Source organism: Providencia sp., from assembly GCF_040396775.1.
Classification (GTDB): domain Bacteria; phylum Pseudomonadota; class Gammaproteobacteria; order Enterobacterales; family Enterobacteriaceae; genus Providencia.
This window is the reverse complement of sequence record NZ_JBEBNT010000014.1, coordinates 49,833-64,819: the sequence shown is the minus strand read 5'-3', so window position 1 is coordinate 64,819 and position 14,987 is coordinate 49,833. Positions and strand designations below refer to the sequence as shown.

Here is a 14,987-nt window from a genome sequence, read left to right as displayed (position 1 = left end):
AGAGTGAGCAAGGCGGGGAACGACCGCCTTGCAACCCTTACTTCCAGTAACACCCTGTTTGTCTTTTTTATTAGTTTAGTGCTTTGTCATTTGGCGCTTTAAACAGTGCTTTCATTTCATCGGACAAAGTAAATTTCAGATTCAGATTTTTTGGTGGGATAGGCTGGTTAAACCAACGGTCAAAGGATTTTTCAGCTTTGCCCGAGGTTTGTGCAGTGGCGATAGTTTCATCAACCAGTGCTTTGAATTGCGGGTCGTCTTTACGCAACATACAGCCATAGGCTTCTTCAGTTTGTGGCTTACCAACGATTTCCCAAATTTCAGGTTTTTTCGCTTTCGCACGCTCACCGGCTAACAGTGCATCGTCCATCATAAAGGCAACGGCACGGCCCGATTCTAAAGTACGGAATGAATCACCGTGGTCTTTGGCGCTGATAATGCGCATTTTCATATTCTTTTCGTCATTTAATTGATTTAACAGAATTTCAGATGTTGTGCCCGAGGTCACAACAACGTTTTTCCCTGCTAAGTCAGCAAAATCTTTGACGCCAGAATCGCCCTTAGTGAGTAAGCGCGTACCGACGACGAAAATCGTGTTGGAGAACGCTGCTTGTTTTTGTCTTTCGACGTTATTGGTGGTTGAGCCACATTCAAAGTCAAAGGTGCCATTTTGCAGCAATGGAATACGGTTTTGCGAAGTAATTGGGATTAACTTCACTTGCAGGTCAGGCATGTTCAATTTTTTCTTCACTGCATCAACGATTTCGTTTGAATAGTCCTGTGAGTAGCCAACGACTTTTTGGTTATTGTCATAGTAGGAAAATGGCACGGAGGACTCACGATGACCAACAACAATCACACCGTTGTCTTTGATTTTTTTCAGAGTACCGTTTAGCTCGTCTGCTTGAACCGCACAGGTTGCACCTAAAATCATCATCGATAATACAAGCTTACTTATACGCATAATTACAGTTCCTTTAAAACATCGGTGTAAACCCGCCATATTTCAAATGTTCCCTATCATGGAACGAGGTCACACTTGAATGACGTTGGCTTTGTTGTGTTGTGTTTGCTGATGTATCGAGGATTTTGATAACGCCACGATCATCGGCTGTATGTCTTATTATTGTTAAAAAGTAATTAAATTTGTTAATTAATGAAAATGGATTGTTTCAATTTCGGGAGCTATCTCGCATATTATTTGGAGCATTCTTGAATCAGCGCACTAATATGATGAATAACGACTAAAAATTGCTTGAAACTGATAGTCGCGCACCGTTAGGGTGCAAACTATCGCCATTTTCATTTCTGTATACGATGTAGCAATTTCTGTGCCTAGTTTTAGAGATGGGTAAGTTTTTGTTTATCAAAAAGGGAAATGTATTTGTAAAGTTAGATGATGCTACTTGTACGGAATGTTTTGCTGTGTAAGATGTAACCTCCATTTAACTTATAGATGGCATAACGGTTTTAGTCAAAGTTCGATCCCTATCGTTATTATTGCTAAAGTTGTTTAATTGGTGTTATTTCAGGAAGATATACCGAGAAACGCATGAACAGGCATTTAAAATTAGGTAAAGGATTAGTGATATTCGCCTGTCTGATGGTATTGATTTGTATGAATCAGCGAGCCGTCGGAGAGCGTCTATTTGCCAATTTTTTTGTGCCGAACGTTTTAGTTCATGCACAAAGTCATGCTGGGTCTAACCTTACCTATACCGATAAATCTCAATTAGAACAGAGTGATACCAGCACGCATCTTTCCAGTTGCGAGCTTAGTGCTAAATCATTAATCACTTTGCTGCCTGCTGTTATTGAACCTTTTTTCTTTATGTTTCTTGCTTTAGCTGCATTAATGGTATTTTGCACTAATCTATTTATATCTAGAGCAAACAATGAAGAAAAACATGCCCCTCCAAGAGTCAGACGACACTTACAGTTTTGTAATCTTCGGAATTAGCGCACAACGAATCTCAATTCGTTGGTGTAATTTATTCTGGAGGAAACAATGCGTTTTTTAATTAATTCATTTTTGATTTTATTTGCTCTATTTTCTAGCAGCTTACAGGCGGCAGATACGGGGTGGTTGCAACCTGCAAAAACCGGGTGGATGAGTGATAACACCCCAATGCATGCACAAGTGCGTTTGCTAAGTTCGACTCAACAGGACGACGGCAAAATTGATATTTTGCTGGATGTGAAACTTGATGAGGGTTGGAAAACATACTGGCGCTCACCGGGAGAGGGGGGCGTTGCACCTGAGATTGTTTGGTCGAGTCCAGTTAAAACAACAGATTGGCAATGGCCTGCGCCGGGGCGTTTTGATGTGGCAGGGGTATCAACCCAAGGCTATATGGGGGATATTGTTTTCCCGATTACCGTCACTAGTTCAGACAAACTCGATAAACTATCGGGGGTGTTAACACTGTCGACCTGTAGCAATGTCTGTATTTTAACGGATTACCCTTTCGAACTCGATTTAACCGAGCCAACCCCCGCTGATTTTACGTGGGCGTTTAACCAAGCCAAAGGCGCCGTACCGCCTACGAGTGGCTTAGTCGAGCAAGCCAAAGCGGGTTTTGCGAATGAAAAACTGGTTATTGAGCTGCAAAAAAATTCAGGTAGTGCATGGATTAAACCCAATATTTTCACTGATGTAGTCGATGGCGCTGTTTTAGGTGTGCCAGTGATTAAAACATCAGGGAACAATCTTACTGCAACTATTGATGTGAGTGATGACTGGGGCGAGTCATCGCCTAACTTAACAGGCAAAACCGTATCATTTGTGGTCACCGACGGTGACATTTCCCAGCAAATAAGCAGTGAAGTAACACCATTTACTGGTTCAGTTAGCCAAAATGGTGCGGGTAGTGCAATTTCGTTGTGGCAAGTGGTATTATTTGCGGTGGTTGGCGGGTTAATTCTTAACTTAATGCCGTGTGTTCTCCCTGTGCTGGCAATGAAATTAGGCTCCGTGCTGATGGTGCCACAAGGTGAGCAAAAGACCATTCGCCGCCAGTTTTTACTCTCTTCTTCTGGGATCTTAGTTTCCTTCTGGTTACTGGCCCTGTTGATGACCCTATTACGTGTTGGCCAGCAAGCCGTTGGCTGGGGAATTCAATTCCAAAATCCGTGGTTTATTGGCTTTATGGTGTTAGTTACCGCGCTGTTTACAGCCAATTTATTCGGTTTATTCGAAATCAACCTTGGCAGTAAAGCGAATACACGCCTTGCGACAGCCGGTGGCCATGGTAACAGTGGGCACTTCTGGCAAGGGGTATTTGCTACCTTATTAGCAACACCATGTTCTGCACCATTTTTGGGCACAGCTGTGGCCTTTGCCCTCGCCGCACCAATGAGTGAACTATGGCTAATTTTCACTGCATTGGGTATTGGGATGAGCTTACCTTGGTTACTGATTGCCGCTTTCCCAGCCATTGCGAAATTACTTCCGAAACCCGGCACATGGATGCTGAAATTGCGCGCTGTGCTTGGTCTGATGATGTTGGTGTCTAGCCTCTGGTTAATTAGCCTATTAATTCCCCACTTTGGTGCAATGTATTCCACCGCGATTGCGATTGCATTCTTGGCCTTATTGGTGGTGTTTATTGCTATCAAAAAAGGGATAAAAGCCGCTATTTTCCCCTTGGTGTTATTTGCACTGTTTGCGGGCGCTTTTGTTTGGATGACCCAAGGGCAGCAAGCAGGAAGCCGTTCATTAGTGAAAGATACGGTGAATTGGCAACCGCTGACTGAGCAGGCTATCACCGATGCCTTAGCGCAAAACAAGCGCGTCTTTATTGATGTCACTGCAGAGTGGTGTGTGACCTGTAAGGCAAACAAATACAATGTATTATTAAGAGATGATATTCAGCAGCTGTTAGGTGAGCCGGATGTTGTTGCATTGCGAGGAGACTGGACTAAACCGTCTCCTGAAATCACTGCTTTCTTGCAAAAACGTGGGCAAGTCGCAGTTCCGTTTAACCAGATTTATGGCCCAAACTTGGCCGACGGCGAGGTGCTGTCAACAATACTTGACCGTGAATCGTTAATCTCAGTTATGAATCAGGCCAAAGGAGCCACAAAATGAAAAAAACAATTTTAGCTGTTCTGTTCTCATCACTCATGATGGGTGCAACAGCCCAAGCAGCCCCATTAACGGCAGACCAAGAAGCACAAGTGCGTAAATTAGTACGTGATACACTAGTTGAAAACCCAGAAATTCTGGAAGAAGCCATTGTTGCGCTACAAGCGAAACAAGGTGAAAAACAACAAGCACAGATGAAAGAAACGTTAAAAGCGGAGCAAAACGCCTTATTTAACGACCCAACCAGCCCGCGCATAGGTAAAAAAGATGCCAAATTGGTGTTAGTTAACTTTACTGATTTTAACTGCCCATATTGCAAACGTTTTGACCCACAGCTGATGGATATTGTGAAAAAATACCCAGATGACGTTGCAGTGGTGATCAAGTATTTACCATTTAAAGGCCAAACGTCATTAGATTCAGCACAACTGACGATGACTCTCTGGCAAGAAGACCCGAAAGCATTCGAAGCGCTGCATCATAAATTTATGCAAAAGCAAGGCATGTTGTCAGATGCAAATATCAAAGATGCGCTCAAAGCAACGGGTAACGACAAGCTCAAAGCGAGTGAGAAAAGCCGTGAAGGTATCCGCACAAACATGATGTTAGCGGAAAAACTTGGGGTGAATGGAACGCCAGCGACGCTGGTGGGCGATGAGATGATCCCGGGGGCTATTGATGCTCAGCAGTTTGAAGAGGTGGTGAAGGAGCAGTTGGCCAAGCTCAAATAGTTCTCCTCGTCATAGTTCGCGCTGTGGCGGCTATCCTCGTCATACTTTGTGCTATGGCGGTGTTGGCTTCGTTCGGTTACGTGGGTCACATACTTATGTATGCTCCCCACGATAACCTCACTTGCCGCCTAGCCACAACCCGAATTATTTAGAGGATAGAGACTAAGCCCTAGAAATAATATTTATTTAGAAGAGCATTAATTTCGATTAAATGCTTCGGCTTCCTATACATTAAATTTGAGCTATTTGAAAACTAAGTGGTTAGTAACCTTATGGATAGACTAAAAAAGTGGTCTAAAGAGATTATTGTTTTGGCAATTATTTTATTTGTTGCCTTTACCGTCATGGACTTGTGGCGCAAACCACAAACCCTTGCGCCCATATTATTAGAGCAACACACACTGGCCACTGGTGAAACCGTTTCATTGGCAGAGCTAAGCAAGGAAAAACCTATATTGGTTTATTTTTGGGCAACGTGGTGCGGGGTATGCAATTTAACTTCGCCAACGGTATCCGATTTAAGTCAATCAGGCATGCCAATTATCTCGGTCGCCATACGTTCGGGGGAAACTCCACGTTTAATTAATGGAATGGCAAAGAAAAAATTAGATTTTCCTGTACTCAACGATACCAGCGGGCAGCTTTCTAATGCCGTGGGTGTCAGTGCAACACCAACATTTATGGTGATTGATAATGGTGAATTAGTCAGCTTTACCTCGGGCTGGACCAGTTCTTACGGCTTAAAAATGCGCATGTGGTTGGCGTCATTCTAGTCTCTTCATTGTCCCCTTTAGATTAAAAAAGGGGACTTTTCTGCCTATAAGCTCAATATATCATTGTGGTAGACTCATTCAGCTATATAAATAATAAAATAGGTGGATGGGATGGTTATGTTTAAAAAAGTGGTTGGATTATTGTTAGGAGCTGTATTAATCGCGGGATGTTCCCCTGATGTGGAAGAGAAAAAACCGGTTGAACAAGCATCTGGAACGACTGCGAATTCAGAATTAAAACAGCGTTATGATGAGATAAAAGCCAATTCAACGGAAGAGAAAATTAATGCATTTAACGCCAAAGGGGACGATGATCCAACGTTATTACGTGATGTCTTCTTGACTGAAATGGCAAAAGCATTGCCGATGTTGATTGACGACGTCACATTATTAACGGAAGTTACCGCTAACCAAAATGGTATGTTGTTTTACCAATACACCATCAAGGGCATTCCTGATGATGTTCTAGAAGGTAAGAGTTGGCAGCAAAATATGCGCGAAATCTTAAATAAAAACTATTGTGGTAAAGATGCAGGTATGAAAATGCTGCATGAAATGTTCCCTGAAGGGATCACGCACAATTACCATAAGTCAGATAAATTGGTTTTCACCTACATAGTGACGCCTGCTATTTGCCACTAATCTTTTTATAGCGCCTGATAATGGTTTTTATCAGGCGTATCAATAGCTAAAATTCTAAATTGCGAATAAAACGGTAATCAGCTGATTGAGACTTTAAGCGGTATAAATTAGCAGGGCGACCCCGTTCATGGCGCTTTTCACCAGTATCAATCAATAAATCGGCTTGCTCTAAACGTCGCCGAAAAGATTTATTTTGCAAGGGCTTACCAATCAAAACTTCATGCACGTGTTGTAACTCTGCCAAGGTAAATACATCTGGCAGGGCAAAACCCGGCACAATTGAGTATAGGGATTTTTGTGTTAAGCGTGCTCTGGCTTGTTGGTAAAGTTTAAGGTGATCGAATGCGAGGGGGAGTTGCTCAATCTCATCAATCGCTACCCATTTGACCGAGTCCACCGTTTCAATATGTGCTTCGCAGGCTTGGTAAGCTATCAACGCGGTATAACACACCGTCACGGACCAACCGCGCGGATCACGTTGGTGGTTGCCGACTGTACAAAGTTGCTCAATATAAGGGGGGATCACGCCTGTTTTTTCTTTTAGTTTGCGTAAAACCGTCTCTTCTAACGTTTGATCATTTTTCTCATCAATAAACCCCCCTGGTAAGCCCCATTTCCCTTTTTCGGGGAAACTTGCTCGTTCAACCAGTAATACCTTCAACGTGTTTTCATGGTAAGTAAACAAAACTGCATCAACAGTGAGTAAAGGCGATAAGTAATCTTTTCTGTCATAGCTAGCAAGAAACTCTTTTTCATTCATATTGTTACCACTCTGCGCTAAAGGTGAAGTTTAGGGTTAAATCATACAGGTAATAATAGATATTGTCATTAAGACATTTAATGCTTGACTTGTTTATGTCTATAAGACAATAATCAGTTAAGGTCATAAAGACAATAATAAGGATTCCATTATGATTAACTTTAAATATTTCAAAGCAGACTCATCCACTTTTGTTATTCAATCAGTGAATGGAAAGGTACGTAAGCAAGGCAAAGGAATTAGTTTTTGGTATAACGCGGATAAAACTTCGATTGCTGCTTTACCACTGAATGCGCAAGAGGCACCGTTTATTTTTAACCTGCAAACCGCTGATTTTCAAAGTTTACGGGTACAGGGACAAATTTCATTTCAAGTCAAAGAGCCAGAAAAAACGGCTGATGTATTAAATTTTAACTTAACCAAAGACGGGAAAGGCTATTCATCGGAAGACCCGTTAAAAATGAGTGACAGAGTGGTGCGAGCGGCGCAAACGGTGATCCAAGCGAAAATCCAAAGTACATCATTGCGTGATGCATTATTAATTAGCCGTTCATTAGTTACGTTGGTTTCCCAGCAGTTAGCGGAACAGTCGGTTATCAATTCATTAGGGATAGATATTCTTGAGGTCTCTATTGCGGCGATTACGCCATCGCCAGAAACCTTGAAAGCTCTCGAAGCACAGGCGAGGGAGTCTATTTTAAAAGAGGCGGATGATGCGATTTACGCAAGGCGCAAATTCTCTGTTGAGCAAGAACGGACTATCAAAGAGGCCGAATTAGAAACCGATCTCTCCGTTCAAGCGAAAGAGCAGCAAATCGAAGAGGCGAGGTTAGACAATGAACGTCGATTATTACGTGAACGCGCAGAAATTGAACAAGAAGAATTAACCGCGCAGGTGAATGCCGAAGAGAAACGCCAAGAATTGGTGGCGCTCAGTGTCGGGAACCAACGTATTCAATCCGATGCGGATGCGTATTCCATTGAATCAAAAATGAAAGCTTACAGCCAGTTACCTGTGGAGAACTTAAAAGCGTTAGCGCTGGCCAAAATGGGGCCAGAACAGTTAATGGCGATGGCATTTGAATCATTGGCACAAAATGCAGGAAAAATTGGTGAGCTTAATATCTCCCCTGATTTATTCGGCCAATTAATGAAAAAAGGGGCTAAATGATGAAAGGAATTGATGATGCGCGTTTTGTCTTGGTCATGCGTAAGACACGCTTACAAGAGCTGATTGAACGTTTTAACACATGGCCGCAAGCCAAATTCTATTTAGAGCATAATCATGTCGAGGTTGATGATTACTTGCACGAACATGATTTATACCAACGACAATTAGTTCAAGCGGAATCTGTATTGAAATCACTAGGTCGATTTCAATTATTAGAAAGAAAACTACTACCAAGTTACCAATTTTCTAAACAGGATATTGTGGTGGTTATCGGGCAAGATGGCTTGGTTGCGAACACATTGAAGTACTTGCAAGGGCAGCCAGTGATCGCCATCAACCCAGACCCTGCAAGGTGGGATGGTAAGTTGTTACCCTTTGAAATCAGCCAATTAAGGGATGTGGTGACCCAGACATTAAAAGGGAAAATGGTACAAAAATCGGTGACTTTTGCTGAGGCGAAAACGAACGATGGGCAGTCTTTATTGGCGGTAAACGATCTGTTTATTGGCCCGAAAAGCCATACATCAGCGCGGTACCTACTTAACTGGCAAGGAGAGCAAGAGTTTCAGTCTTCATCAGGGATCATCATTTCGACAGGTCTTGGGTCAACAGGGTGGTTTCAATCTATTTTAGCTGGCGCTCAGGCGATTACAGGCACAAAAAGTCACCCATTGGCGAATGGATTTGCATGGGGAGACAGCAAGTTACAGTTTAGCGTGAGAGAGCCATTCTTAAGTAAAACAACGGGTACAAAGTGGGTGTTTGGGACGATAGAGCCTAATAGCCCGTTATCACTGGAGTCTCTAATGCCTGATAACGGCGTGATTTTTTCAGATGGGATTGAAGAGGATTTTTTGCAATTTAATGCGGGGTGCATTGTGACAATTAAGATTGCGGATATACAAGGACAACTCATTGCTTAGCTTTGCATCATCAGCCTCAATAGATATTTATTTACTATTGAGGCTGATTGATGATTTAGCGCTTACGGCGTCGGTTCATCGCAAAACCAAGCACACCAAACACAATAACCGTTCCCCACATTGGGTAATTGCTCCAACGTGCATAAGGGGTTAACCCTGTCGTTGGCGTTACTTCTGTGGCAAGAGTGGCGGTTTTGAATTGTGGAAGCATATCCTGAATAGAACCATCTGCACTGATCACCGCAGTAATACCATTATTGGTTGAGCGTAACAGAGGGCGACCCAATTCCAGAGAACGCATCCTCGCCATCTGGAAGTGCTGCCAAGGGCCTATGGATTTTCCAAACCACGCGTCATTTGAAACAGTAAGTAAGTAGTCGCTATCAGGTTTAAAGTTATCCCTGACCTGCGTACCTAAAATAATCTCATAACAAATAGCCGCCGTTAGATGAATATTACCTACTGCTAATTGCGCTTGTTCATAATCGCCACGGCTAAAGCCTGACATTGGCAAGTTAAAGAATGGGGCGATAGGGCGCAGTAAATCTTCTAAAGGCACATATTCACCAAATGGTACTAAATGGTGTTTGTTATAACGGTTTTTAGATGGATATAAATACGGTTTTTTATCTCCTAATACAATGATTGTATTATAGAAAGTATATTCACCATCCATCGGGCGTGCATCCACAATACCTGTAATTAGCTGGGTGTTTGACTCGGCTAATAATTGGTCGAGGGATTTTAGCCACGTTTGGTTGTCGAGTTCAACGGAAGGCACCGCTGATTCAGGCCAAATAATCAAAGACGCTTTGCCAATATAAGGGCGAGAGAGCGCCATATAGGTGTCTTTAGTTTTTTGTAAAAAGCTGGCTTCCCATTTCATCGATTGGGGAATATTGCCTTGCACTAGTGCCACTTCCATTTTTTTGTCTTCAAGGGGGGTAAACCATTGAACATTTTTGGCAATTAATGGAGCAAAGATTAAGACAGCAGCCACAGCGAGCGCGATAAAGCTACGGCGTAGGATAGCGAGTACTAACAGACCACTGATGCTAAATAACAGCAATGTGATCATTTCTACCCCAAATACAGGGGCGAGGGCTTTCATCGGCCCATCAATTTGGCTATAACCAAATTGTAGCCATGGGAAGCCAGTTAATACCCAACCACGCAGAAATTCAGTGACTTGCCATAGAGCAGGGGCGACAAAAACTAAACGCCAAATATTGGCTTTAGGGGCAAGTTTGGCCAATAAACTGCCAAATAGGCCAGTATAAAGGGAAAGGTAAGCGGCTAATAAAATAACAATAAAGACGTTGACAGGCCCCGGCATTCCACCAAAATCAGCGATGCTGACATAAACCCAATTGACGCCACTGCCAAACAGGCCAAGCCCCCACGCAAAACCAACAGCAAAAGATTGCTTTGCATTGCGTTCTAAGGTGAGAAGCTGGAGAAATAGAATTGAGAGAAGTGCGGCAGGCCAGATGTCAAAAGGCGAAAAAGCCAGTGTTCCACTGGCTCCGAATAATAAAGCCAGCAGTAACCGCAACCACTGACTTTGATACATAGACGTTGAGTTCATTAAGTCTGTTCTTCTTCCAAAGTAGGAACTGGCGCATCGTCTGGAATTTTCACATGGAGCAGAAGAATCCGACGACTGTCTGCCATAGCAACTTTAAACTGATAATTATCTATTGTGATGGTTTCTCCGCGGGAAGGCAAATGACCAAAGGCTTGCATGACCAACCCACCAACGGTATCCACTTCGTCATCACTAAAATGGGTATTGAAAGCGTCATTGAAATCTTCAATCTGCGTTAGTGCGCGGACAGAATAGGAATGACGGCTCAACTGGCGAACATCGACGTCGTCTTGATCGTCATATTCGTCTTCAATTTCACCCACAATCAACTCTAAAATATCTTCAATGGTCACAAGACCAGAAACACCACCAAACTCATCGATAACGATAGCCATATGGTAGCGTTGGGAACGGAACTCTTTGAGTAATCGGTCTACTCGTTTACTTTCAGGGACAACAACCGCTTGGCGCAAGACTTTGTCGATACTAAAAGGCTCAGCATCTGTACGCATAAATGGCAGTAAATCTTTAGCCATCAACAGCCCTTCAATGTGGTCTTTATCTTCGCTGATAACAGGGAAGCGCGAGTGAGCAGAGTCAATAATGACATCCAAGCACTCATCAAGCGTTTGGTTACGTTTTAAGGTAACAATTTGGGAACGCGGGATCATAATGTCGCGCACGCGCTGATCCGCGATATCCATAACCCCTTCAAGCATTTCACGGGTATCAGGATCGATTAAATCGTTTTGCTCAGAGTCGCGGATTAATTCGACTAAATCATCACGATTTTTAGGTTCACCATGGAAAAGGTGATTTAACAGTGCAAAGAACCCTTTCTTAGGACCAGGGTTATCGCTACTCGAAGAGTTATCGTCGCTCATGGCGGTTAATTTTTTTTTCCTCAAAAAATACTCGTCATACTTCGAACCGCAGCGTTGTTGGCTGCACTCGGCTACCCGAATCACATACTTGTGTATGCTCATCGGATATCCTCGCTGGCCGCCTAGCTGCAATCCGAATTATTTAGAGTATTGAATAGTCGTTACTCATCACATATCGAACCGCAGCGTTGTTGGCTGGTTTGTGCTATTTCGTTAAACAAAAAGTGAGCACATAAAGTATTTAGAGCGTTGGTTAGTTAATAAAAACAGCTTACTTCATTCTTTTTTAGCATAAAACTGACGGTTTATCTGCAAAATTACCGTCAGTTTTTTGTAAAATAATGCTTTCTTCGTCAAAGATACCTAAAAAAATTATAGTTAGGTCACTCTTTTTCCGCAAGATAGGGGTCTTCATAACCCAATTCTGCCAAGATTTCCGTTTCTAAACCTTCCATTTCCTCGGCTTCATCATCTTCAATATGGTCATAACCTAATAAATGCAAGCAGCCGTGAACCACCATATGTGCCCAATGTTCTTCGGCACTTTTTTGTTGTTCAATGGCTTCTTGTTCAACCACTTGGCGACAAATAATTAAGTCACCGAGCAGGGGAAGTTCAATTTCAGGTGGCGCTTCAAAAGGAAAAGATAACACATTGGTTGGTTTATCTTTTCCGCGATAAGTCAGGTTTAAATGGTGGCTTTCCGCTTCGTCCACAATACGAATTGTCACTTCACTTTGTGCTTGAAATTTAGGTAATACAGCGGCTAACCAGCGCTCAAAAAGTGCTTCAGAAGGCAAACCTTCAGGGTTTTCACACGCAATTTGTAAATCGAGAATGATGTCACTCATTTATTGGTTTTCCTGCTTTTCCAGCTCTTTTTGCTGTTCTTTTTCTTCACGTAATTGTTGGCGACGCTTGCTATCTTGCTCTTCCCACGCTTCGTAGGCCATAACAACCTTGGCAACGACAGGGTGGCGAACCACGTCTTCACTGTGGAAGAAATTAAAGCTTAAATCATCTACGCCAGACAGCACTTCAATAGCGTGACGCAGGCCTGATTTACTGCCGCGCGGTAAGTCGACTTGGGTGATATCACCTGTGACAACCGCTTTGGAGTTAAACCCAATCCGCGTCAAAAACATTTTCATCTGTTCGATGGTGGTGTTTTGGCTTTCATCTAAAATAATAAACGCGTCATTTAATGTCCGACCGCGCATATACGCCAGCGGGGCGACTTCAATAACGTTGCGCTCAATCAGTTTTTCAACCTTTTCAAAGCCTAACATTTCAAACAGGGCATCATAAAGCGGGCGTAAATACGGGTCGACTTTCTGGCTTAAATCCCCGGGTAAGAAACCGAGCTTTTCACCAGCTTCAACCGCTGGGCGCGTAAGCAGAATGCGGCGAACTTCTTGGCGCTCTAAGGCATCAACCGCCGCGGCGACTGCTAAGTAGGTTTTCCCCGTTCCCGCAGGACCAATACCAAACGTAATATCATGATCCAAAATATTGGCAATGTATTGCGCTTGGTTTGGTGTGCGAGGCTTTATCACGCCACGTTTGGTTTTGATATTCACCGCTTTGCCGTAGTCTGGAACGCTTTCGGCGGACTGCTCTAAAACGCGACTATCCAAAATGGCTAAGTGAATATTTTCAGGGTCGATATCAGGAATAACACCGCGCACAGGCGCGGTATCGACATACAGTTGACGCAAAATTTTGCTTGCCGCTTGAACATTCAGCGGCTTACCCGATAACTTAAAGCGGTTATCACGGCGATTAATTTCGATAGCAAGGCGGCGTTCTAGCTGCTTGATATTATCGTCAAATGGCCCGCAGAGGCTCATTAAACGCTGGTTATCTGCGGGTTCTAGAAAGATTTCTTGTGTTGCGATTTGCAAATTTTTTGTCTCGGTCACTGAATATCCTATGGTTGTGGCTTAGGGTTGAAAGCTACCAACACCTAGCTCATCTTCTTTACGGGTACGTGCAATAACAGACGCTGGCGATTCATGAACGCGAAGACCCATTTGATCTTCTGTACGAATGACTTTACCGCGCAATGAGTTGGTATAGACATCCACAATTTCAACATCCACAAATTTACCGATCATATCTGGTGTGCCTTCAAAGTTCACCACGCGGTTATTTTCGGTACGCCCAGAAAGCTCCATCACGTTTTTACGGGATGTCCCTTCAACTAAAATACGTTGAACGGTGCCCACCATTTGGCGGCTGAAGCTCAATGCCTGCTGATTAATACGCTGTTGCAGTAAGTATAGACGCTGTTTTTTCTCATCTTCAGTGACATCGTCAGGTAAATCTGCCGCTGGTGTACCAGGACGTGCGGAATAGACAAAGCTGTAGCTCATGTCAAAATTTACGTCTGCAATCAGTTTCATGGTTCTTTCAAAATCATCGGTCGTTTCACCAGGGAAACCAACAATAAAGTCAGAACTGATCAGAATACCCGGACGTGCTTCGCGCAGTTTGCGAATAATGGATTTATATTCGAGTGCGGTATGAGCACGTTTCATCATTGTGAGAACGCGGTCAGAACCACTTTGCACTGGCAGGTGCAAGAAGCTGACTAACTCAGGTGTATCACGATAAACTTCGATGATATCGTCAGTAAATTCAATTGGGTGGCTAGTGGTAAAGCGAACACGGTCGATACCATCAATAGCGGCGACTAAACGCAGTAATTCTGCGAACGAGCAAATTTCACCGTCAAACGTAGCACCGCGATAAGCGTTAACGTTCTGACCCAGCAAGTTAACCTCACGTACGCCTTGTGCGGCTAATTGTGCGATTTCAAATAAGATATCGTCGCAAGGGCGGCTAACCTCTTCACCGCGGGTATAAGGCACCACGCAGAAAGTACAGTATTTATTACAGCCTTCCATAATGGAAACGAATGCGGTTGGGCCTTCAGCTCGCGGCTCTGGTAGGCGGTCAAACTTCTCAATTTCAGGGAAGCTGATATCAATAACAGGGCTGCGAGTACCTTGTACTTGGTTGATCATTTCAGGCAGGCGGTGCAGTGTCTGTGGACCAAAAACAATGTCAACACTCGGCGCACGCTGGCGAATAAAATCCCCTTCTTGGGATGCCACGCAGCCACCGACACCAATAATGATGTCAGGGTTTTTATCTTTAAAAAACTTCCAACGACCAAGCTGGTGGAAGACTTTTTCTTGGGCTTTTTCCCGAATCGAGCAGGTGTTAAGCAGGAGTAAATCTGCTTCTTCAGCAACTTCAGTTAGCTGATAACCGTGGGTGCTTTCTAATAAAGAGACCATTTTGGATGAGTCATACTCATTCATTTGGCAGCCCCACGTTTTAATGTATAACTTTTTATTCGTCGACATGTCGTATATCCGGTGTTTTCGAAGCGGCTAGTGTAATGGACCCCGAAACGCGTT

Annotated in this window: 14 protein-coding genes; 7 read left to right on the top strand and 7 right to left on the bottom strand. The window is 43.4% G+C overall.

Going from position 1 to position 14,987, the window contains the following annotated elements; genetic code table 11:
- Positions 1-70: 70 nt before the first annotated feature.
- Entirely contained in the window at positions 71-964 is an 894-nt protein-coding gene (locus tag ABWP91_RS14610; RefSeq protein WP_353243848.1) for an amino acid ABC transporter substrate-binding protein, read from the bottom strand.
- Between the two features lie 588 nt (positions 965-1,552).
- On the opposite strand from ABWP91_RS14610, the gene ABWP91_RS14605 reads away from it, so the two are divergent.
- The 5 genes from ABWP91_RS14605 to ABWP91_RS14585 all read left to right on the top strand — a co-directional run bounded on the left by ABWP91_RS14605 (position 1,553) and on the right by ABWP91_RS14585 (position 6,233).
- On the top strand, positions 1,553-1,960 hold the full coding sequence (locus tag ABWP91_RS14605; RefSeq protein ID WP_502935816.1) for a metal resistance protein: 408 nt from the start codon (positions 1,553-1,555) through the stop codon (positions 1,958-1,960).
- A 48-nt stretch (positions 1,961-2,008) separates the two neighbouring features.
- The gene (locus tag ABWP91_RS14600; RefSeq protein WP_353243846.1) at positions 2,009-4,090 is read left to right on the top strand and encodes a protein-disulfide reductase DsbD family protein; all 2,082 of its coding nucleotides are present in this window, start codon (positions 2,009-2,011) and stop codon (positions 4,088-4,090) included.
- Positions 4,087-4,818 carry a DsbA family protein gene (locus tag ABWP91_RS14595; RefSeq protein WP_225819915.1) on the top strand — a complete coding sequence of 244 codons (732 nt, stop codon included), beginning with the start codon at positions 4,087-4,089 and terminating at the stop codon, positions 4,816-4,818. The genes ABWP91_RS14600 and ABWP91_RS14595 overlap by 4 nt, the downstream gene beginning before the upstream one ends.
- 272 nt (positions 4,819-5,090) lie before the next feature.
- The gene (locus ABWP91_RS14590) at positions 5,091-5,591 is read left to right on the top strand and encodes a protein disulfide oxidoreductase (RefSeq protein WP_353243845.1); all 501 of its coding nucleotides are present in this window, start codon (positions 5,091-5,093) and stop codon (positions 5,589-5,591) included.
- 111 nt (positions 5,592-5,702) lie between these two features.
- Positions 5,703-6,233, top strand: coding sequence for a protein K (locus ABWP91_RS14585; RefSeq protein WP_353243844.1), 531 nt, complete (start codon positions 5,703-5,705; stop codon positions 6,231-6,233).
- A 46-nt stretch (positions 6,234-6,279) separates the two neighbouring features.
- On the opposite strand, the gene ABWP91_RS14580 is transcribed toward ABWP91_RS14585, so the two are convergent.
- Complete coding sequence (locus tag ABWP91_RS14580) at positions 6,280-6,993, bottom strand: NUDIX hydrolase (protein ID WP_353243843.1); 714 nt, start codon at positions 6,991-6,993, stop codon at positions 6,280-6,282.
- A gap of 151 nt (positions 6,994-7,144) precedes the next feature.
- On the opposite strand from ABWP91_RS14580, the gene ABWP91_RS14575 reads away from it, so the two are divergent.
- Both ABWP91_RS14575 and ABWP91_RS14570 read left to right on the top strand, forming a co-directional pair.
- Positions 7,145-8,164, top strand: a complete 1,020-nt coding sequence (locus ABWP91_RS14575; protein ID WP_353243842.1) for an SPFH domain-containing protein — start codon at positions 7,145-7,147, stop codon at positions 8,162-8,164.
- Positions 8,164-9,087 carry a diacylglycerol kinase catalytic domain-containing protein gene (locus ABWP91_RS14570; protein WP_353243881.1) on the top strand — a complete coding sequence of 308 codons (924 nt, stop codon included), beginning with the start codon at positions 8,164-8,166 and terminating at the stop codon, positions 9,085-9,087. The genes ABWP91_RS14575 and ABWP91_RS14570 overlap by 1 nt, the downstream gene beginning before the upstream one ends.
- A gap of 55 nt (positions 9,088-9,142) precedes the next feature.
- Here the strand turns inward: ABWP91_RS14570 and lnt are convergent, their stop codons facing one another.
- From lnt to miaB, 5 genes are all read right to left on the bottom strand, one after another.
- The gene (lnt, locus tag ABWP91_RS14565) at positions 9,143-10,675 is read right to left on the bottom strand and encodes an apolipoprotein N-acyltransferase (RefSeq protein WP_353243841.1); all 1,533 of its coding nucleotides are present in this window, start codon (positions 10,673-10,675) and stop codon (positions 9,143-9,145) included.
- The gene (gene corC, locus ABWP91_RS14560; RefSeq protein WP_219249496.1) at positions 10,675-11,559 is read right to left on the bottom strand and encodes a CNNM family magnesium/cobalt transport protein CorC; all 885 of its coding nucleotides are present in this window, start codon (positions 11,557-11,559) and stop codon (positions 10,675-10,677) included. The genes lnt and corC overlap by 1 nt, the downstream gene beginning before the upstream one ends.
- Before the next feature lie 383 nt (positions 11,560-11,942).
- Positions 11,943-12,410, bottom strand: coding sequence for an rRNA maturation RNase YbeY (gene ybeY, locus ABWP91_RS14555; RefSeq protein WP_353243840.1), 468 nt, complete (start codon positions 12,408-12,410; stop codon positions 11,943-11,945).
- A complete protein-coding gene (locus tag ABWP91_RS14550; protein ID WP_490736570.1) occupies positions 12,411-13,409 on the bottom strand; it encodes a PhoH family protein in 999 nt (332 codons plus the stop codon).
- Positions 13,410-13,502: 93 nt separating this feature from the next.
- Positions 13,503-14,933: a tRNA (N6-isopentenyl adenosine(37)-C2)-methylthiotransferase MiaB gene (gene miaB, locus ABWP91_RS14545; protein WP_353243838.1), complete on the bottom strand. Its 1,431-nt coding sequence runs from the start codon at positions 14,931-14,933 to the stop codon at positions 13,503-13,505.
- Positions 14,934-14,987: the final 54 nt, after the last annotated feature.